This window comes from Streptomyces sp. NPDC054794, from assembly GCF_053611585.1.
Map to the genome: position 1 here is coordinate 39,151 of NZ_JBSHAQ010000053.1, position 20,067 is coordinate 59,217.

Annotated in this window: 15 protein-coding genes; all 15 read right to left on the reverse strand. The window is 71.3% G+C overall.

Annotated elements, in window-relative coordinates; translation table 11 throughout:
• Nucleotides 1-33 precede the first annotated feature (33 nt).
• Nucleotides 34-177 carry a hypothetical protein gene (locus ACWGKT_RS38570; RefSeq protein ID WP_453277325.1) on the reverse strand — a complete coding sequence of 48 codons (144 nt, stop codon included), beginning with the start codon at nucleotides 175-177 and terminating at the stop codon, nucleotides 34-36.
• Nucleotides 178-466: 289 nt separating this feature from the next.
• Nucleotides 467-2,512, reverse strand: coding sequence for a DUF2637 domain-containing protein (locus ACWGKT_RS38575; RefSeq protein WP_453277326.1), 2,046 nt, complete (start codon nucleotides 2,510-2,512; stop codon nucleotides 467-469).
• A complete protein-coding gene (locus ACWGKT_RS38580) occupies nucleotides 2,509-5,160 on the reverse strand; it encodes an AfsR/SARP family transcriptional regulator (protein WP_453277327.1) in 2,652 nt (883 codons plus the stop codon). The genes ACWGKT_RS38575 and ACWGKT_RS38580 overlap by 4 nt, the downstream gene beginning before the upstream one ends.
• Nucleotides 5,157-5,690, reverse strand: a complete 534-nt coding sequence (locus ACWGKT_RS38585) for a hypothetical protein (RefSeq protein ID WP_453277328.1) — start codon at nucleotides 5,688-5,690, stop codon at nucleotides 5,157-5,159. The genes ACWGKT_RS38580 and ACWGKT_RS38585 overlap by 4 nt, the downstream gene beginning before the upstream one ends.
• A 248-nt stretch (nucleotides 5,691-5,938) precedes the next feature.
• Nucleotides 5,939-6,091 (reverse strand): hypothetical protein, encoded by a 153-nt coding sequence (locus ACWGKT_RS38590; protein WP_453277329.1) that lies wholly within the window; start codon nucleotides 6,089-6,091, stop codon nucleotides 5,939-5,941.
• A gap of 531 nt (nucleotides 6,092-6,622) precedes the next feature.
• Entirely contained in the window at nucleotides 6,623-7,666 is a 1,044-nt protein-coding gene (locus tag ACWGKT_RS38595; protein WP_453277330.1) for a replication-relaxation family protein, read from the reverse strand.
• Nucleotides 7,663-10,296, reverse strand: coding sequence for an ATP/GTP-binding protein (locus ACWGKT_RS38600; RefSeq protein WP_453277331.1), 2,634 nt, complete (start codon nucleotides 10,294-10,296; stop codon nucleotides 7,663-7,665). The genes ACWGKT_RS38595 and ACWGKT_RS38600 overlap by 4 nt, the downstream gene beginning before the upstream one ends.
• Nucleotides 10,272-10,916: a hypothetical protein gene (locus tag ACWGKT_RS38605; protein ID WP_453277332.1), complete on the reverse strand. Its 645-nt coding sequence runs from the start codon at nucleotides 10,914-10,916 to the stop codon at nucleotides 10,272-10,274. The genes ACWGKT_RS38600 and ACWGKT_RS38605 overlap by 25 nt, the downstream gene beginning before the upstream one ends.
• Nucleotides 10,913-12,019, reverse strand: coding sequence for a C40 family peptidase (locus ACWGKT_RS38610; protein ID WP_453277333.1), 1,107 nt, complete (start codon nucleotides 12,017-12,019; stop codon nucleotides 10,913-10,915). Before ACWGKT_RS38610 ends, ACWGKT_RS38605 begins: the two co-directional genes overlap by 4 nt.
• A 41-nt stretch (nucleotides 12,020-12,060) precedes the next feature.
• Complete coding sequence (locus ACWGKT_RS38615; RefSeq protein ID WP_453277334.1) at nucleotides 12,061-14,952, reverse strand: hypothetical protein; 2,892 nt, start codon at nucleotides 14,950-14,952, stop codon at nucleotides 12,061-12,063.
• A gap of 1 nt (nucleotide 14,953) precedes the next feature.
• Entirely contained in the window at nucleotides 14,954-15,307 is a 354-nt protein-coding gene (locus ACWGKT_RS38620; RefSeq protein ID WP_453277335.1) for a hypothetical protein, read from the reverse strand.
• Nucleotides 15,307-17,997 carry an ATP-binding protein gene (locus ACWGKT_RS38625; RefSeq protein ID WP_453277336.1) on the reverse strand — a complete coding sequence of 897 codons (2,691 nt, stop codon included), beginning with the start codon at nucleotides 17,995-17,997 and terminating at the stop codon, nucleotides 15,307-15,309. The genes ACWGKT_RS38620 and ACWGKT_RS38625 overlap by 1 nt, the downstream gene beginning before the upstream one ends.
• On the reverse strand, nucleotides 17,994-18,572 hold the full coding sequence (locus ACWGKT_RS38630) for a hypothetical protein (RefSeq protein WP_453277337.1): 579 nt from the start codon (nucleotides 18,570-18,572) through the stop codon (nucleotides 17,994-17,996). Before ACWGKT_RS38630 ends, ACWGKT_RS38625 begins: the two co-directional genes overlap by 4 nt.
• Complete coding sequence (locus ACWGKT_RS38635; protein WP_453277338.1) at nucleotides 18,569-18,910, reverse strand: hypothetical protein; 342 nt, start codon at nucleotides 18,908-18,910, stop codon at nucleotides 18,569-18,571. The genes ACWGKT_RS38630 and ACWGKT_RS38635 overlap by 4 nt, the downstream gene beginning before the upstream one ends.
• A complete protein-coding gene (locus ACWGKT_RS38640) occupies nucleotides 18,907-19,839 on the reverse strand; it encodes a conjugal transfer protein (protein ID WP_453277339.1) in 933 nt (310 codons plus the stop codon). Before ACWGKT_RS38640 ends, ACWGKT_RS38635 begins: the two co-directional genes overlap by 4 nt.
• Nucleotides 19,840-20,067 lie beyond the last annotated feature (228 nt).

The following is a 20,067-nucleotide window of genomic DNA, read 5'->3' on the forward strand; positions in this document are numbered from 1 at the left end:
ATCCGGACCGACACCCGGCGGTGCGCGACGACATCACCGTCCTACGGCCTGGACGTTTCGGCCAAGGAGGCTGCACAGCCGGGCGATCTCCTCGCGCAGCTCCGCGTTCTCCTCCAGCGCCACGTCGAGACGGATGCGCAACTCGTCGGGATCGAAGCAGTCGGACCAATCCGCCACGTTCCCCTGATCCAGACTGCGAGTGCGTCACGCAGCGAAAGCAGTCAGGTTTCCCTCTTCCGGCGGCCCTGTTCCAGGGGCTCACTGCGATTTCGGACGGGTCGTGTCGGCGATGCGGAGGAAGTCGTGTCCGCGTGGGGTAGGGGCGTGGGGGCGGCGGAGCAGTCGATGATGCGGAACCCGGCAGCCTTTTCGACCTTTGTGATGCGTTGTTTGAGGGCCCCGTTGCGTCCGGCGTACATGGGCCGGGCTGGGGCGGCGATGCTGGGGTGGAACACGTGGCCAGGGCTCATGCTTCACGTTCGGACCAGTCTCGAATCGCCGTAGTGGGTTTCGGCGTGATGCGGGTCAGTGTGGTCCAGCGCCGTTCGAAGTCGTGGGTATGTTTGGTGATGTGGGCTGGGGTGATCGGCTTGTTGTACTGGGCAATGGTCCCGCGGGCTGTGCATTCCTGCGCAATGGCATCGGCTGATGGCGCCGTGGTGCGCGCACGGTGCTCCGCCCAGATGTTGTAGATGCGGAATTGGAGTGGGTAGCGGCGCAGCGTGGACGGGCTGAGAGGTTTCCTTTCCCGGCCGAGCATGCCGTCGCTCGCAAGGAAGGCGGACAGCTCTTCAGGGGAAGGTTCACGGCCGTGCTGAGCCTGGTATGCCCTCCAGGCGAGGTAGTAGCGGTCGACGACGGTGAAGTCAGCTCCGTCGGCGTGGCCCTGCCGTGGGGGTTCGTCGTCGGCGTTGGTGTCGGCGTCGGGGCTTTGCTGCCCCGAGGTGGTCTGAATCCTGGCGGTTGCGGTGTCCTGCCGGGTCGTCCGGTCCGGCTGGGACTCGTCCTGCGGCTGCTCGGTGAGATCGGCGGCTGTCGCGTTCTCGTGCAGCGGTGTGGAGGCAGAGCCTGCGGTGCCGCAGTCGGGGTCGTGGGATGCGGCAGCGTGGTCCTGTGGTTCGGACGCGGTAACGGGGTGGCTGGTGTTGCCGGTGATGCCCGCCTGCTGTGGCGTGTACGTGGCTGGCGCGACGGCATCGGGATTGGGGCCGTGCGCGGCTTCGTCTGTGGGCCAGGGCCAGGTCTTGGAGCAGTTGCCGCCCGACGACGGTGCGTCGTCCGTGCCGTAGTCGTCGGGCGCTGTCTCAACTTCGGTTTCGCTTGGTGACGAGTGACGCTGCGTGAGGGGCTGTAGCCGGGGCTCCGGTTGCTTGTTGGATGGTGGCCGGCTGGCAGGGTTGGCGTTGCGGTGCTGGTCCTGGAGCGGGGCAGTGACCTGCGCGCTCGTGGGTCCGATTCCGGAAGCGCGGGGCCTGGCCTGGGGGGCGTTGGCGTGAGGTCGGGCGGCTCCGTCGTCTTCCGTGTCCGGGTCGGGTGACCGACTGGGGTCTGCGGGCGGTGGCTGATTCGTCGGCTGGGGCTCGGCGCCGCTTGGCCGCAATGGCTCCTCTTCCCGCTGGCGGGCGGCCTCATGTTCAAGGCGGTGCCGCTGTGCAGGCACCGGGGTTCGCTCGTTGGTGACCGGGATGAGAGGACCGCTGATGCCAGCAGCGGCCAGCCCGGCCGGGGTGGTCTCGGCGAGAGGGATGCCGTATCTGGCCAGTCGCAGGGGCATCAGGGACTCGACCGGGGCTTTGCGGCGCCAGGTGCGGCCGTAGCGGGCTTGGAGGCGGGCCTGGTAGACGAGTCGTTCCTGCTCCAGCTTGATGACCTGGTGGTAGGAGCGCAGCTCCCACAGCTTCATGCGGCGCCACAGCAGGAAGGTCGGCAGGGGGGAGAGCAGCCAGCGGGCGGGTCGGACGCTTTCCATGTGTGTGTCGGCGGTGATGTCGGCGATCCGGCCGGTGGCGTGGCGGGCGGCCTCGACGGCGACCACGAACAGGATGGGGATCACCGCGTGCATGGCCGTGCCCAGCGGGTTGGGCCAGGCGGCGGCGCCGTTGAAGGCGATGGTGGCGGCTGTCAGTACCCAGGCCGTCTGGCGCAGGAGTGGGAACGGGGTGCGGATCCAGGTGAGGAGCAGGTCCAGGGCGAGCAGGACGCAGATGCCGGCGTCGATGCCGATCGGGAAGAGGTAGGAGAAGTTCCCGAAGCCCTTGTTGATGGCGAGCTGGCGGACGGCGGTGTAGGAACCGGTGAAGCCGATACCGGCGACGGTGAGGGTGCCGGTGATGACCGCGGCTGCTACAGCGCGCTGGGCGTGGCTGAGGTATCTGGGAGTGCCGGTCGGGTCCGCCGAGCCGTCGCCTTCTGGAACGGTGTGGGTGGGGGTGCGGTGTGCGGGCCCGGTGCGGCGGTGGCCGGGTGGATGCCTGCGCGTTGGCTTCGGGAGTGGTGGCCGGGTGGGGGTCATGGGTGGTGGGCCTGTGGGGGTCCGGTTCGGTGGAGCAGGTCGTTGATGAGCTGTTCGGTTTCTGGTTCGAGGGGGCAGTCGAGGGCGGTGTTGATGTGCTGGAGGCGGGTGATTGCCATGTGGAGCCCTGCCCGGTTCCCGGCGGTGTGTTCGATCAGCATCCATGCCCGGTAGAGGGCTTCGGCTGCTTCGTCGACCTCGAGTCCGGTGGCGATGGCCTGGCGGGCCAGGGTGAGGTTGTGGTGGGGGCCGGGTGGGGTGCGCTGGGTCGCGATGCGGTGGGCGACCTCGATGATTGAGGTGGTCATTTCCTGTTGGTGGGGTTCGGCCCAGGGCGGGGGGTGGCCGTCGAAGGGGCGGCCGCGGACGAGGGCGAGTGCTGTTTCCAGCCGGGGTAGGTGCTCTGCTGCGGGTGGGGTGTGTTGGGTGAGGTGTTGGAAGGTGGTCCAGTCGCAGCGGATGTCGGGGTGGAGTTGGTAGGGGTCGTCGGCGTTGGTGCGGCGGGGGACGTAGGGCTGGCCGTTGGGGTCGTTGCCGAGGGCGCGGCGCAGGCCGTGGAGGCGGGCGTTGAGGGTGGTGGTGGTCCAGGGGGTGGTGGGGTCCATGTCGGTGCAGAGGGAGTCGGCGGTGCGGCCGGGCCGGAAATACAGCAGGGCGGCGAGTTCGGTGGTGCGTCGGCCGTGCCCGGTGTGTGGGACGCCGTCGACTTCGACGGGGCCCAGGACGCGGATTTCGGGCGGGTGCTCGTCACCGGTGCCGGCCGGTGCTGCCTGGTCCGTGCGTGTGCGGGCCGTCTGCGGGGCGGGCGGGTGGTGGGCGTGAGCCGCTGTGCTGCCTGGCCGTGTGCTGCTGGCCGCCTCGTCGTGGGGGCGGGCCGCACTGCGGTGTAGGGCGGCATCACGAGAGCGTGGGGCCCCTTCGGGTACGGCGGCGAGCAGGGCCGCAAATACCCGGTCGTCACCGCGCGCACCACCAGCTTGCACGGAAGGTCCGCCCGGCGCACCGGCGCCGGCGTCGGCGTCGGCGGGTTTCACGACCGAGGCTGTCTCGGCTTGTGTTGGATGGCCGCAGTGGTCCGCGGCGTCCGGCCCCGGCAGGTCGGCTCCCGTCCGCGGACCTGTTTCGTCGCTCGTCTGCTCCCGTTGAGGGGGCTGGCGGGTGTGGGTGAGGGCGGTGGTGATCCGTGCGTAGGCGGTGTCGTCGACCCGCTGGAGGGTGATGTCGGCGCCGATGAGGTCGAGGTGCTGGGGCTGGTCGTCGCCGGAGTCAAGGATGACGGCGTGGGGGAAGAATGCCCGGGCTGTGGAGGCGGGCGCGACGAGCGCGATGGGGACGGTGCGGGTCCCTTCGATGAGGTCGGCGAGCTGGTGGGAGATGTCCGCATCGAGAGCGGTAGCGGACAGGATGAGGCAGGGACGGTGGGGGAGTTCGGGGTGTTGGTGTGCTTCCAGCAGCCGTTCGGTCAGGTCCTTGAGCGCCTGGGCCGCGTGGCGTGCGTGGGTGAGGCGGCTCTTTGGCAGCAGGTGGGGCAGCGTCGGGCCGAAGCCGATGGTGACGAGGTCGGCGCTGTCGGCCCAGGGGCTCATGGCGTGTTCCAGGGCGAGCGAGGTGCACACCTGGGTGATGTGCACCGGGTCGCCCTCCAGTAGGAGCGCCGGGAGTTGAGCCAGGCTGACCAGGACGAGGGCGCCGTCGCGGGTGTGGCCGAGCGTGACGAGGCCCGGGTAGGGGGCGGGGACCTGGCGGGCCGACTCGGGGTCCAGGAGCGTGGCGTCGGCGGGCAGTTCCCACCATCCTGCTGCATCCCCGGCAGTGAACGGGGGGCAGGGTTGTTCGGCAGGGTTGTGTGGCAGGACCTGCAGCGTCCGGGTGCCGGTGCGGACAGCCCGCACGGCGGGCAGCTCGCCGTTGTTCTGTTGCGCAGTATGGTGGGCGAGGGTGCGCAGGGCAAGGTCCAGCCGCGCCGCGCCGATGGGTTCGCCGGCAGCACGCAACAGGGCGTGAGGGGTGACTCCGTGAGGTGTGCGGGCGGGCGCCGCACCGTTGTTCCGGTGGTGCCGGCGCAGGACTTTCCGCATCGTGAGGGCGCCGGTGAGGGCGGCGGCGAGGAGTGCCGCAAGGCCCAGGGCTTGATACAGCGCAAATGACCTGCCCGGCGACGACGGTGGTGGGTGCGAGGCAGAGGCGCTGGTGGCGGGGGAGGCCGTGGCGGGACTTGACGGCTGAGCGGGGGCGGGTGGGAAGGCGCTCGTGCTGGGCTGTGGGGTCTGTGTGCTGTCGTTGTTTGCGGGTGTGTGGGTGGCCGGTATGTGGGCGCTGGGGCCGCCGGGGTGAGTGTTGCTGGGGTGTTGGCTGTGGCCGGGTGCTGTGCCGGTGAGGTCCTGGACGCTTTGACGCAGCGCGGGGGCGGGGAAGGTCAGGGCCAGGATCTTCGGACCGGCGAGGCGGGCGCCGGGGTGCAGGGCCAGGGAGGGCGTGGGCGAGTGGGTGGCGGCCCGCGCGGTCGCGGCGGCCTCCCGTGCGCAGGCACAGACCCCGGTGGGAGCGGGGTGCCAGGTGTCGGCTGCGATGAGGAGACCGGCGAGGGCGGCCAGGAATGTGAGCCAGGCTGTCAGACGAGTACGCAGAGGGGACATGGCGGGGTTCACCGGGTGAGGGTGAGCGTCGTGGACTCGAACAGGGGCATTTCGAAGTCGACGGTGGTGGTGCGTGCGGGTGGTGCGGGGAACTGCATGAACACGGCCGCGCTTTCGCCGGCAGCGAGTTTGGACAGGCCGGTGGTGGTCAGGGGGCGTGCGTCGGTGTCGCGCAGGACGTAGTACCGCCTGCCGCCGGTGAAGTCGACGAGGGTGGCTCCGGCGAGGGAGGGGCCGTTCTTGAGGACGGCGGTTTCGCTGCCGCGGAGTTCGGCGGGGACGACGACCAGGCTGCTGCTCGTGTTCTTGAGTGTGCCGCGGACGGTGACGGCTCCGGCGGGAGCCCGACGGGCGGAGGTCAGGGTCAACTGCAGGTGGCGCTGGCCCTTGAGCACGGCCAGGGGCGTTTTTCGCCGTCCTTGCCTGGTGTGTGGCACCGGGCTGGTTGCAGTGGAGGTGGCGGATGCCGCGACGGTGTGCTCGTGCGGCGTACGGCCGGGTGTGCAGCCGCTCGTGCCCAGTGCCAGTGCGGCTGCGGTCATCAGCATGGTTGTGGTTGCCAGGGCCCCCCGTTGTCTGCGCGGGGCGGTGGCGGGACGGGTCGTCATGACGCGGCATCCGTTCCGTGTCTGGGCCGGGCGGCGGGCGGTTGAGCCGGGAGACTGCTCGGGGTGCGGGCGGGGCGTGTCGGTGTCACGCGGGTGGGCGCGGCTGCGCTCGATATCGGTCCACGGAGGCGATGCGGGCCGTTGGCGGGTCATCGGGCGTGGGGTGGGCCGGCCGTGGCGGGTCATCGGGGGTGGGTGGGGCGTGGCCAGACGGTGATGACGTCGCCGTCGAGGGTGACGTGCCGGTGGGGGAACTGACGGCGTACCAGGTTGAGGTCGGCCAGGTCGAAGTCGCCGCCGGCGGTGACCACCCAGGCGTCCCCAACACGCGACACCTCCTGCGCGTAAGCGGGCCACACAGGGGCTGGTAACTCTTCGATTGTGCGAATCCTTGTAACGGGCTGATTCATTACATGTCCTCATCGAAACTTGTGGCTCTTGGTGTCTGGCTGGCCCTCGCGCGCCAACGAGGCAACTGTAAACGTTCGCGTGAGCAAATTCCAAGTGGTTTGGGGAACTTGGGGGCAGTCGTGTCCCCCAGGGGTGTTGGTGCTCGTGCGGGGGCTTGGTCGCGCTGTCGGCTATGCAGGCCGTTGCCGTTGCCGTTGCCGTTGCCGTTGCCGTGGCTGGTGCCGTTGCCGGTGGTGTGTGGGGCTGCGGGATGCCCGCGGGTCGTGGGTTGTGTGCTCCAGGGCGGTTGGCGGATGCCCAGGCCGGGGCGCCCGGGCGGGGCTGCCGGGCATGGCCTGCCTGGCTGTGCGGTCTTGCACGGCGAGACATCGCCGGCTGCGCCAGGGGACCCGCAGGTCGCTGCCTGGTTGTGTTCCGGGGGGTGTGCGGGTTGGTCTCGTGTTGTGGTGGGGGTGTTACAGGTCAGTCCAGGAGCGGGGTTCGCCTCCCGTCAGGGGTGTCCACACTGCCTCGGTGGGCCTGTGGTGTTCGAGGTCGTGGAGGTGGGCTGCTGCCAGGGGCACGTGGCGGGCGAGGGCGTTGACGTGGGGGTGCTGGGCGGTCATGGCTTTCAGGTCGCTGATGCGGTGGTCGAGGGTGGGGCGTGGGGCTCCGGTGAGGACGAACAGGATGCGGGGGAAGAGGGGGTACCAGCGCAGCCACAGCGGGCTCGATCCGGCGCGTTTGCGGGCGTGGTGGCCGGCGGGCTGGGGTTCGTAGGCCCACAGGCGTGCGTAGTCGATCAGTTTCGTGGCGAGGCGTTCGCTGGACATGGTGGTGCGGTCGACTTCGATGAATGCCCTCAGTTTGATGCGCTGCTCGGTGCTGGTGAGGGTGTAGTGGAGGACGGCGTCGGCGGTGAGGCGGGCGTTTTCGCCGATGGGGTGGGAGATTTCGGGGGTCCAGTCGAGCGGGCCGTGTTCGTCGCCGCGTTCGCGTGCGTCGGTGGCGAAGGCGAGGTGGGTGCGCACCACGGTGAGGGTGTGGGGGGTTTTCAGTGAGGCGGCGGTGGCGGAGGTGATCGGATATGGGGGCCGGCCGCGCAGTGCGGGGTGGTCGCGGGCGATGCGGGCGCCGTCGGCGGTGAGGTACCAGGCGCGGGTGCGCTGGGAGCGTGGCAGTACGACGGAGTCGACGAGGTCCTTGTCGCGCAGCCGGTTCAACGGCGTGCTGATCGTCTGCCGGGTGACTTCGGGCCGGAGCATCGCGTGGAGTTGGGCGGTGGTGGCCATGCGGTGCTGGGCGAGCGCGGTCAGCAGCTGGTGCGGGAGCCATTCCAGGGGGCTGGGCTGCCAGGCCGGTGCGGTGCTGTGGGAGCCGGAGGAGTCCTTGATGGTGTCTGCGGGCCCGATGGCGGCGCCGTCGGCAGCGCCGCTCGCGCCGATCTCGGCGTCGGCGTCGGCGTGGGCGTGGGCGATGGTGTCGGTGTCGGTGTCGGCGGTGGGTGGGGTGGTGGTCATTGGTATCCCGATTCTTTGTTCAGCGTTACGGACGGCCGTGTGGTGGGGGTGTGCTGGGTGAGGAAGCCGGTGACGCGGGTGAGCTGGTTTTCGGCCCGGGTGGTGAGCGTCTCCAGCGGGGCGGCGCCTGCCGTGGCCCGGGCGGCGCGCTGCAGTGCCCCGGCCTGGCCCGGGCGGGCGTAGTCGGCGAACACGTCGTCCAGGTGAGGGCCGGTGATCTGGACCGGGCCGATGCGGCGTCCGTGGACGGTCAGTGACATGTAGTGCTCGTACCGGTCCAGGGCGGCGACGATGTCGGGGCCGGGATGGTCTCCCCATTCCGCGGTGATCGGTGCGATGGCGGACTGCGAGCCGGCGGTCGAGGCCAGGGTGGAGGCGTTCTGCACCAAGGAGAGCCGCACTGGGTGGGGGAGGCGGGCCAGGAGCTGGGTCATGCCGTGGACGTGGACCTTGTATTTGCGGAAGTCCTCGAACATCGCGGCGATTGTCTCGGGGGCTGCGCCGGTGAGGGTGATCAGCTCGTCGAAGTACGGGCGGAACGGCACCCGCTGGTTCTCGGGGGTGTCCCTTCTTGAGCGCACGGCACGCAGCAGGTCCCGGGCGAGCAGCGCGGTGATCAGCCGGTCGGTGGGCCCGTTGCCACCGGGGCACACCCACACGATCATCCGGTGGTCCATCGCGGCGCGGATGTTGTAGATGCCGGCGGGCTGGCCGAGGAAGGCGCGGGTGATGGGGTGGGCGGCGAGACGGGTGATCGGGTTGAGGACCACACCGAAGGCGTCGACGGGCAGGGTGGGGAACACGGTCTGCCACCAGGAGCGGGTCTCTTCATCGAGGCGGTCGTGTACTGCGGTGAGCGCCGTGGTGCGGAAGACCGGGTCGGTCAGCAGGGCCCGCACGTGAAAGACCGTGGCCTGGTCCTCGACCCGTCCGGCGTGGCAGGCGGCCTCGTTGACGGCCACCAGCACCGCCACCGCGGCGGTGAGGATGGTCAGCGCGCGGGGAGCGGTGGCGTCGTCCCAGCCGAGCGCAGCCGCGAAGGCGTCGGTGACGGCTTCGACGACCTCGTGTGCGGCCTGGCCCTGGTGCATGCCGATCGGGTTCCAGCAACTGATCTGCGGAGCAGGCCCGCTGGCGTTGAGGTCGATCAGTGCGATCCGTTGCATGAGGGGGTTGTGGGCGAGGAAGGGCAGGGCACGCGGCCACGAGTCGCGGTGGGGGTCGACGAACATGAGCCCGCCGCCGGCATGCGCCCAGCCGATCGCCTGTGCGAGGGCGCGCTCCGTCTTGCCGCCGCCGGCCTTGCCCACCCCGACCTCGAACAGCGTTTCCTTGGCGTAGGTGGCGACCAGGCGCCGGCGGCCGTCCGGGCTGCGGTAGATCCCCTGCAGGAGCAGCTCGGGGTCCCCATGCTTGAACGTCGGCAGGTCGCCGGCCAGCAGCGGCAGGCGGCAGTGCGCCGTGGGCGGCTTGAGCAGGCCGGTCAGCTCGTCCAGCCGGACCCAGTTCGCACGGGGCGGCTGGCACTGCCCCAACGTCCAGCGGCGTTCGAAGCCGCGCCGGCTGGGCCAGCGGTCCGCACCGAACCGCCAGGGGCCCACCCTCCAGCCCCGCATCGCCCAGCGCGAGCCTGCGCCGAACACATCCAGGGCGGCCTGGACCTGGGCGAGCCGGGCCTGGGCGCGGCCCTCGGTGTTGGAGGCGCACATCACCAGCAGCTGCACCCGCACCAGGTGGTCGTCCTCGGCAAGCTTGCCCAGCGCCTCGGCCGGGTCCACCCGGCGCGGGACGGGCGGCATGACCAGCCGGCGCCCGCCTGCGCCCGCAGCGGGCTTGTCGCTGAGCAGTTGCTGAAGCTGCCAGGTGAGCGAGTCCTCGATGCCGCTGGCGTCCTGCCGCAGCCAGCGCGCGGCCCGCTGGGCCTCGCGGCGTTCGGAGCGTCGCGCGGCGCCCATCAGCTGCAGACGGCGCGCCCTCAATGCCCACTTGGGGGCGCGCTGGATGTCGAGCCGGATCTCGGCGAGGTCTCCCAGCTCGGCCCGCAGGTCCGAGACAGCGTCGATCAGCGGCTGCAACGGGTCCGGGCTCAGCGGAACCTCACGCAGGGGTGCAATCGGCTTGCCGCGCAGGATGAACTCCGCCCGCACCACATGCTCACGCGGCTTGTCGACGATGCGAGGGGCCCGGTTGACGGTGACGGCCGGACCGAACGGCGTGATCGACAGCAGGCGTTCGCCGCCGGCCGGGCCTTCGATGCGATAGCGCAGCGGGTTGGAGCCGTCGGCGCGCAGCCGGATCTGCACCGACTTCGACCTTCGCGGCGCCCACCACGGCATGCTCGTCGAGGCCCGGGCGAGCTGAACACCCCGGCGGAAGATCTCCTCCAGACCAGGGTCAAAGTGCCGCGACGGTACGAGCTCCAGCGCCATCCGTTCGGCCGAGGCCTTCCGCGCCAGATGGCGCACCACCGCCTCGCCCGCGGCCCAGACCGCGCCAGAGGCTAAGGCCATCACCCACCAGCAAGTGATCAACCAGCCGACGGTGTGTCCGATGACGGAGACGAGGCCTAGTACCTGGCTGGATGCCGATGCGGTGGCCTGGCCGGTCAGGGGCGGGGCTGCGGAGTCCACGCCAGTGCTCCCTTCTTTGAGGTGGGCCGGGTGAAGTGCCAGTCGGTGATGCGGCCGTCGGTGAAGGTGCCGCCGCGGTCCATGCCCGCCCACACCAGGTGCACCACCGCCTTGTCCGGGCTGCCGTCGCGGCGGGCGATCGCGGCCTGGATCCGGAAACGGGCGGTGGCGAACGCCGGCGCGAGGCCCTGCCGGGAGGCAGGGAAGACCGCAGGCCAATGCACGCGGCCGATCCCGGTGGCGTCGGCGCGCAGCAGGTCGCGTCCCGCTGCCAGCAGTTCGCGTGCGTCACCGGAGGGAAGATCTGGGGGCCACGCGGCCTCCAACGCCTTTTGGATGGCCGCATCGCCGGCCGTGCCTTCGCCGTGCGGCGGCAGAGCGGACTCACCGGCCGCCGGTGTCGACGCGGCGGGCGTCGAGGCAGGAGCGCCGACGGCCGGCGCGTCAGCGGTCGGTGTAGGGGCCGCAAAGGACGGATCCGTGGCTGCGTGAGCAGTCAGAGATGCCGCCGGGGCCGGTGGCTGCTGACCGTGCGGCATGCCGAGGAGGGCGACGCCGGCGACGGCGAGCAGGGCGGTGCTCAGCAACAGCAGACGCGGTGAGCGCGGGGTGGTGGTCACAGCAGTCGCGCTCCCCCCGCGAAGCCGGACATGGCGTTGACCGAGTCCAGCCGGACGACCGTGCCCGGGCGGGCGGCGTTGATCATTTGACCGCTGCCGACGTAGATCCCGACGTGGTAGATCGTGGAATCGCGGCCGGGGGCGTAGGCGTAGAAGACGAGGTCGCCCGGCTTGAGGACACCGGTGCCGAGGCTGGCGGGGATGCGCTGGCCGGTGCCGGCCTGCGCGGCCGCGGTGCGCGGCAGGCGGATGCCGGCCTTGGCGTACGCGTAGGTGGTCAGCCCCGAGCAGTCGAAGCCCTTGACCGTCGTGCCGCTCTTGCCGCTGGGTGAGCAGCAGATCCCGTACGACGGGCCCTGGGCGTTGCCGCCGCCCCACGAGTAGGGCACACCCCGCTGGGAGAGCGCCGCGTCGATCACGGTACGGACCTTCCCCGAGACGTTCTTCAGGTCCGGATCCTTGGCGGCCGCCGTGTACTGGGCGATCCAGCCCAGCACGTTGGCGACGTACTCGCCTGAGTGGTTGTACTGCAGGATCGCGGCCTTGAGCTGGGCGCGCTTGGTCAGATCGCGGCCGCCTCCGCACAGGTACACAGCGGCGCCGAGCGCGGCGTCGTCGGCGTTGTGCGGGTCGGCGATCTTGTCGCCGCCTGCGGCCTTGCCGATCGACTCCCAGGTGGAGGGCAGGAACTGGAAGGGGCCGACGGCGCGCTCACCGGTGGCGGTGCCGTCCCACTTGCCGTGGTCGGTGTCGGGGAAGGCGGTGGTGTTGGCGCCGGCCCCGGAGCCGTTGAGGAGGACGCCGTAGATCTTCGGGCGGATGTCGCCGTTGTCTGCGATGTTGCGGCCCACTGCGTGATTGGACTCGACTTTCGCGATCCCGGCCAGGATCGGCCAGCGCATGCCCTGGCACTTGGGCCTGTACGTGCCGACCTGCTGGACGGCCCTCTTGTAGGCGGTCAGCATCCGCGGCGGGATGTCCGTGGCACTGCCGCCCTCGGCGATCCCGCCGTCGTCCTGGGCACCCGTCTTCAGCGCGACGTACGCGCTGATCGCGTTGCCTACTGGTGCGGCGCAGCACACGGCGGCGAACAGCAGCAGCATCCCCGCACATCCCCACCGCGCCAGGCGGCGCCGGGACGGCCTCACTCGTTATCACCGTCCCCGTCCTCGGTGCGCCACCGTGCCCGCATCTGGCGCAGGGCTTCGGCCTGACGCATCTGCTCCTGCATCCGGGCCCGTGCCTCCGGGGTGCTGTCGTCCGGGAGCAGGGCGGCGGGTCCGTCGCTGAACCGGGGCCGACGGGAGGGGCCCGTGCCTCCTGGCTGAACGGGGGGCGCATTCCCGGCTGGCCGGGCGGGGGGTGTGTGTGGTGAGGGCGGCTGGGGGCGGCCCGGTGAGGTGGTCGTGCGGGGGGTTGGCGGGCGCGGGCCGGCGGGAGGCCAGGTGGCTGGATTGCTCGCCGGCGGGGTGGTCCTGGCGGGGCGCGGCGCTGCAGGGGGCCAGCTGCCGGCCGCGCCCGCAGCGGTGGTCGGCAGACGGCGGCCGGGAACCGCAGTGATACCGCCGCCTGCAGTTGCCCCGGCAGGGGCAACGTCGCTTTGGCGGCCCTGGCTGGTGTGTGGCGTGGGGCGCTGGGGCCGCTGGGCCTGAGCCGGGAGGCGCTTGGGCTGTTTCCAGGCGTCGGTGTCCTCGTGGATGGTGTTGCCCCAGACCTTTACTTGCTGGCGGGCGTCGTGGGTGTAGCGGGAGCCGCCGGAGCGGGCGCGGCGGATCGTGGCGGGCAATCCCACCGTCGCCCCGTACACGGCCCGGCCGCCGCGGTGCAGGATCCGGTAGCCGCGGAAGCGGACCAGCCGGTTGTGTGCGCGCGTCGACAGCAGGGTGCGGTCACTGTTCTGGTCGTGGAGGACTTCGCCGGTGCGGCGGTCGATGATCTGTCCGTCCTCGTTGCGGTAGCGGTCGGGCGGACCGCCCGGTCGGCGGGGCCCGCCCAGCGAACCGCCGCCCGACGTGCCGCCTGGGCCGCCGTCTGCGTCGTGCGCCAGGGGGCCTGCGTGCTGGTCGCCGTCGGCGGTGGGCTTGCGCCACTTGGCCAGCTGTTCCCTGTCCGGGCGGCGGCCGATGAGCAGCCAGTGCGCGCCCCTGATGCCGAGCCGTGCGCCCATACCGCCCACAGCGCCCGCCGCGGTGAGCGGGGCGAGCCCGCGGCCGGCTTCGGCCGTGGCATCGGCGAGGATCCCGCCGGTGTCCACCGGCATGCCCGCCCCGTCGAACAGGGAGGTGAGCGCGCCCATCAGCGTGTGGCGGGTGCCGAGCAGCCCGAACCGGCCACCGCCACCGGTGAAGGCGCGCAGCCCTGCGCCGTATCCGCCCAGCGCGGCGGGGGAGTTCATGGCGAGCGCGGCGCCGAGTTCGCTGGTGTCGCCGGGCATGTGGGTGCCGCCGACCTTGGCGTAGCGCATCCGCATGGCCATCCGCCGGCCGAAGGACGTGATGGCGGTCAGCAGGCGGCGGTGCCCGGCCGCGCCCGCAATCGCGAGGACGTCGATCAGCAGGATCCGCTCGACCATCAGGTCGGGGCCGTTGGTGATGGTGGCGTCGACGGCGATCCCGAAGAACGGCACGAACGCGCAGATGCCCACCACAGCAAGGACGGCAACGCCCCACAGCGACAGCCACTTCCACACCGACTGCCGGGCCGGGCCGGGCAGCATGCCCGCAACAAAAGTGACCCCGCCGGCGACCGCCGCGGCCGCGCAGATGCCCTGGGTACCGAGCAGAACGATCGCGCTCGATAGGAGCATGCCACAGATGAACAGGGCGGCGATCAGCAGCAGGACGGCGCCGCCGAGCCGCCACCAGGTGGGCTTTTCCGCATAGGCGGCACAGGACTTGCCGACCGGGCCCGCCCGCTTCATGTCCTGCAGGAAGGCATAAAACTCGCGGTCTTCGTCGGTGACCATGGCGTCAGAGGCATTCAGCAGCTCGCCGCCGGGGGTGAATTCGGGCAGCTTCCCAGCCGGCTTGTCGCCGGTGTCGCGCTCGCAGTACTTCTTCGCGTCGCCGTGGATCAGGTCGCATGGACTCTTCTTCTGGTGGTCCTCGCAGTACGACCTGGCCGGTGGCGCGAGCTTCTTGCAGCCGTCGCCACTGCCGGAACCGGCCTTGTATCCGCCGGTGATCCACTTCAGGTGGACCGCGTAGGCCTTGCGGTCGGCCGGCTTGGCCGGGTCGAGGATCCGCCCGTACTGCAGCAGCATGTACGGCTTGACGATCAGCGCGTTGGTGACTGAGTCCTGCAGGGGGCGGGCCACCTCCGCGGCAGAGACCGGCCCCTCGCCCTCCCGCTGAAGGCACTTGAGTTCCGCGTTGCCCGCCAGGCCCTTGCACGGGTCGAGGCTGGCGAGCTTGCCGCCCCAGTCGTAGGAGTTGACGCTCTGCTGGGCGACCTCGGCAGCCACCTGCTGGGACTGCCCCAGCGGCCCGTTCTGGGAGAGCAGGGTGTCGGGGCGGATGAGGGCCGAGGCGGCGATCGCCCCGATGAGCAGGGTGAGGAAGATTTCGCCCAGGCCGCGGCCGACCCGGCCGCGCACGATCATGAATCCGGCGAAGACGAACGCCCAGGCCAGCAGCAGACCTTTCAATCCCAAGGTGTCGACCACCACGGTGTCGTAGGTGTCGGCGATCTTCTGCGCAGGGCGGGCGAGGATCTTCAGCAACGGGAACCTGAAGGCGACCTCGATCGCCCACCCCGCCAGGCCGACCAGCAGCCGGATCAGGGTGAACAGGCCGGACAGGGCGAAGGCCAGGGCCTGCGTCTTGAAGGCGACGATGGATCCGCCCTCGGCGTTCAGCTCGTACCCGTTGATCGGCACCCCTTCGGAGGAGGTGATGTTCAAAGGGGCGAGCAGGTCCCCGGTCTCGCTGTTGCTGCTGGCCGCGTACACCACCTGGGTGTTCACCAGGAGGAACACGGCGGTGAGCAGCACGACGAAGCCGGCCGTACGCAGGGTCGCGCGGTCTGGACGGAACACGTCAGCGCCGCCTTTGCCCAGCGGCGGACCGCAGCCGCCACACCACCAGGGCAGCCACACCCGTACCGGCGGTGCCCAGCCTCCACGCTGTACCCGACATGTCCTGCGGGCCGGCAGCCGCGGTCGTCGCACCGCGTGCGCAGTAGGCCTTGGCCGGACCGACGATCAGGGCGCAGGGATCGTGGTGCGCGGTGCGGGTGTCGGCGGCGAAGGCCTGCCCGGTGCGCGGCCACCACGCCTCTGGCACGCCCACACCCAAGGCAAGAAGGACCGCACCGGCAACGACGGCGATCACGGTGAGGACGCTCGCGACCGCGGCGACGTGCCGGTAGCGGTCCCAGGACAAAGTGGTCATCAGACGTTTTCCTTCGGACGGGTCTGAACGGCCTCACCAGCGGGCTGCTCCGTTGCGGAGGGCGAGGCAGATTTCGGGCGGCGTCCTGGCGTGGTGGTGATGGAGGTGGTGATGCGCTCGATGCGGGGGATGGAGACCTTGATGCGGCCGGTGTTCTGTCGCGGGCAGGTCAGCAGGAACTCGCCCTCCCGGCCCTTCTGGCCGACGGGGGACAGGCCCGTGGTCACCAGCCGCAGCAGCTCGCCGTCGTTCGGGTCGAGGCCGACGAACTCCAGGCCGCGACGGGCGCGTTCACGATCCGCGGTGCGGGCGAGAGCCCGGTAGGCCATCAGCCCGCGGTCGGGGCCGAGTTCCTCGGCGTCGTGCGAGCCCGCCAGGAGACCTGCGCCGTGCTTGCGGCCGTCGTGGAGGATCTCGTGGACCAAGGCCGTGCCCTCGGCGGACGAGGTGAGCCAGTACAGCTCGTCCAGGACGACGGCGGTGAACCGCTCAGGGTCCTCGAAGGCGGTCTGCCGCGCGATCGCGGCGATCAGGTAGAGCACCGCACGCCCGATCAGGGCCTCCAGCGGCTGCTGGTGCAGCACTTCGGGCTTGTCGAAGGCGGCCTTCGGCGGCAGCTTGAGGCCGGTCGTGGTGATTACGATCATGTCGGAGGTGCTGGAGGCGTCCAGCCGCACCGGCGGCAGCGTGGGGTCGAAGACCATGCGGGCGAGGGAGTTGGTGGCGACGACGCGGATGAGGCCGGCGAGGGTGGAGGCCGCGTCCTTGCGCTTGCCCACCTCGCGCGAGGCCATCTCCTCGAGGACCTCAAGGACGCGGTGCATAGACGGCTCCGGGCTGGCGGCGGCCTGCTCGACGGCGTGGTGGAGGACCTCGCCGTTGGTGCTCATCGGGCCGATGCCGAGCTGCAGGGTGAGGTAGGACAGGGCGTAGTGCCGTCCCTCCGGGCCGTCGAACATGCGCAGCGGGTCGATGGACGCTTCGGCCTGGGCGGCGTCGATGATCTGGACGCGGCCCTTGGCCGCGGTGCGGGCGAAGGTGGCCCACTCGCGTACGGGGGTGCGGTCGATGCAGATCGCGCAGCCGCCGCGCGCCCACACCGCCTCCGCGATCAGCTTCTGCAGCACGCTCTTGCCCGCGCCGAGATCTCCGACGATGCCCATCGAGGCCGAGGCGTCGACCTTGGGCGCATCCGCCACGTTGATCATGACCGGACGGGTGGTGCCGCTGTCCAGGTCGATCCCGAGGAACATGCCGTTCGGGTCGCCGACCTCTGCGGTGGTGAAGGCACCGCCCAGCGCCCAGTCCTCGCTGATCTGGTGCTGGGTGAACTCCCGCACCATGCCGGGCCGTACCGTGCCGGGCAGGCCCAGGGTGAACAGAGCCTCCTGCAGTCCGGCCGGGCGCACTGCCCGGTAGTCGGCGCCGCCGAGCAACGCCGCCAGCGCGCGGGCCCGGGCGTCGCAGACGGCCGCCGTCGGCCCCCACACCGTCAGCGCGGTGACGGTCTGCACCTCGACCTCGACCGACGTGCGGGACAGACGGGCATCCAGCTCGCCCAGGTCGCGGGCGGCCTCGGTCAGGGAGGCGGGCATGCCGGTGGGGCGGGCGTCGTACTGGTCGGCTTGGTCGATGAGTTCGTTCTTCTTGCGCCGCACCTGGTCGCGCGCCTTCTCCGCGGGCACCAGCGTCAAGTCGACGGTGTAGTCGACGGGGAAATCGAGCATCTCCAGCTGGGCGAACAGGTCGGCGGCGTCCTGGCTGACCGCGGGCGGGCACTCGGCCAGCGCCAACTGCGCCTGGTAGCCAACCCCGTTGTCGGACTCGACCTGCAGCCAGCGCCGCCCGAGCGGCGAGCCCGTGTTCAGGCGCCACCAGGCCTTGCGGCCCGACCGCGTGATGCGGCCCGCGCTCTTGAGCTCGTCGACGTCGTCGAGGTCGGGGTCGATGCCGCCTTCCTGCAGGCGGACCTGGCCGAGGTCGGCGTAGCTGGGGGAGCGCAGCACCCCGTCCCGGAGCTGCCCCTCGTACAGTCCGCTGGTCTCGGCCTCGGCCAGCAGGGGCTCGGCGAGGCCGCGGTGCAGGGCGTGCTGGATCATCCACACGATCTCCGCCGGGCGGGCCGGGCGGAAAGCGATGCCGCCGGCGAGCGCGGCCTGAACCCGGCAGGCCTGCTCGCGATACGCGCTCACCTCGCGCCGTGCCACTGGCGCCGGCCGCATGCCCAGCAGTGGCGCGACCTCGGCCCAGGCCGCGCCGAGGGAAGCCGACACCTGAAGGCCGCCTGTCTCGGTCTGCAGTGGGACGGCCAGCCAGAGCGTGCGATGGTGCATTTCCTGGTCGTCCAGCAGATCCAGGGTGGCCTCGACGTTCTCCACCCACGGGTGCCGGCCCGCACCGGGTGCCTGCTCGGCCGGCTCGATGCCCTCGATCATGCGCAGGGCGATCTCCCCCGGGTCGACCTGCGCACACAGACCGAACAGCCGTGGCGCCCCGGACAGAGAACGGACCAAGTGCGTGATTTTGGCGAGCTGTTCGTCGCGGACCGCGGCGGGCACATAGGTGCCCTGGACGGTCTCCTCACGCTGTCCGTGCGCGTCCGGGCCGGGGTGGAGGCGGTAGACGGCCCACACGCTGCCCTGGGTTGACCACAGCAGGTGCCCGGCGATGTGACGGATCGGAACTCTCACCGGGCACCCCCTTGCTGGGCGAGCGCGAGGAGCTGCTGCACACCCGAAACCGGCCCTACCGGCATCGCGGAAGCAGCTGGTTCCTTGCGGTGGCGCGCGGGCGAGCGAGCGGCGGCCGGGCTCGGGAGCGGCGCCTGAAGGTCACGTCGCCGAGCCGCGGGGGATGGTGTGGCCTCCACGGCGAGGTCCGGCGCGGGGCCGCCCTCGATGGTGAAACCGCCGAGCAGCGCTCGGGGCGCGCGGTCGCGGGCGGCCCGCCCGCCGATCCGCCCTCCTCTCGGCTGCCAGCCGAGCAGCACCCAGCCCAACGCCGCCTGCAGCGGGGCCCGGCCCCGGATCTTCGGCCGGCGCACGGCCCAGATCGCCAGCGCCCACGCGATGATGGGGATCGGCCCCATCCAGGACCACCAGCTGATGGTCTTGATCAAGAGGAAGCCGCCGCCGACGGCGACCGCGATCTGCGCGGGGGTGTAGGGGCCGAGGGGGATCCTCCAGTCGGCGACCTTGCCCAGCACCCAGGGGTGGCGTCGGGCGGAGGTGTAGAAGCGGCCCACCCGGGCGGCGGCCGCGGTCACAGCCAGCCTCCGACGCCCGGCGAGTGGTCACGGGAGATGGGGAGTTCCGACTGGACGATGCCGGGAACGGCGGGTGCGCCCTTGGACGGGTTCTTCACCTCGTCCTCGAACATGTTCGCGAGGCTGTCGCGGGAGTTGTACAGACCCAGGGCGATCACCATCAGGAGCAGCGCGCCGATCCCGGCCTTGAGGCTGAACCTCTGGATCATGATCACGACGACCAGACAGACCAGACCGGCCTGCAGACCCTTGGTCGCCCACTCCTTGAACATGTTGATCCACGAGTTGCCGAGGTCGTCCAGCTGCCCGGCGAGCATGAAGCTGTGCACCGTGTTCACCGGGCACCTCCGTCCCGGGCAGTCCCGGACTGAAGCGCCGCGACTTCCCACCGGCCGGAGCGGGCCTTGAGCGTGAGCTCGTAGGCCAGCGGCCACCGCCCGCCGGTGTCCCGGGCTTCCACCTGGGCGAGGACATGCGCCGTCGTGCCGTCGGACGGCACCTTCTCGGCGGCTGCGGTCTCCTCGATGGCCAACACCTGCTCGACGGAGACCGCCGTGTACGGGGCGGGGGAGACCGGCGACAGCGTCACGCCGGGCGCGAGGTAGCGGTCGACCTCGCCGGCACCGGTCAGATACGCGGCGAGGAACTCCCCGACAGCGGAGGGCAGATCACCTTCCGGGACCGTCACGCCGTACGGCGACTTCGGCACGTCGGCCCGGCCCGGGCCGGCCACCACGCCGGCCGCACCGGTCACAGCAAACGAGGTGCCCGAGCGGTCCGCGGTCACCGGCACCGCGTAGTAGCGCACCGAGCCGTTGGCGTACTGCGCAGCCACCGTCACCGACCACGCCCCGTCCGCACGCTGCGCACTGCGCACCGCGGTCACCGACTCCGGCTTTGACTGCGCACCCGCTGCCGGGTCGGGCAGCTCGACGTCCGGCGCCATCGACTGCGCAAGGCGCGCCTGCGCAGTCGTCGCATCATCGGCATTGCTGCGCAGCCACGCGCTGACGAACAACTGCGCATAGCCGGCCGGGTCGGCCGCGGCCGCCGCGGTGCGCACGGCGGTGGGCTTGGCCGGGGTGGCCGCCTCGACGGTGGCCGAAGTGGAGGTGACGGCGACGGCCAGGGCGACGGGGCCGGCCGCGATGACCGTCCAGACCGCCACGCGCGAGAGACGGACGTGGCGGCGCATCGCCTCCAGCCGGGCGCCGCCCGCCATCGGAGCAGTGGCCTCGCCCTGCGAGGCCTGCTTGCCAGGAGACATGGTCAAACTCCCAGGTCAGAACGTGTGATTGCTGACCTTGAGAAAACCCGCCGCCCCCGACCCGACCACCGACCACGAACCCCCGACCACGGTCACGATGGGGATACGAAGCCCATGGTCGGGGTCATGGTCGGCCCGACCACAGCCCCGACCACGGGCCCCACGTGGGTCAGCCGGTGTTCACGGCGGCGACCGCCAGCGCCCCGCCGGCCGTCGCGCACAGACCCG